We start from the raw sequence: 206 nt of genomic DNA, 5'->3' as shown, positions 1-206 counted from the left end.
CTTGGTGAAAGATATGTATTCAGAGGTATGACGCCCAAGTATTGATCCAGTTATTTTAGTTAAACTGACATTCATTCAGTATACCTTCGGTATTCGTTCCATGCGTAAAACGATTGAAGAAGCTGAAACAAATATGGCTTACCGTTGGATCTTAGGCTATGGTTTCCATGATAAAGTACCTCATTTCTCAACGTTCGGGAAAAATT

At 37.4% G+C, this 206-nt stretch carries 1 pseudogene; it reads left to right on the top strand.

Features of this window, described 5'->3' with window-relative positions:
• A pseudogene (locus Q8G36_RS28995) lies at nucleotides 1-206 on the top strand (transposase); the annotation flags it as partial.

The organism is Peribacillus frigoritolerans (assembly GCF_030676415.1).
Classification (GTDB): domain Bacteria; phylum Bacillota; class Bacilli; order Bacillales; family DSM-1321; genus Peribacillus; species Peribacillus frigoritolerans_A.
Note: the sequence above shows the minus strand (reverse complement) of the source record. Positions and strands in the feature narration are given on the sequence as shown.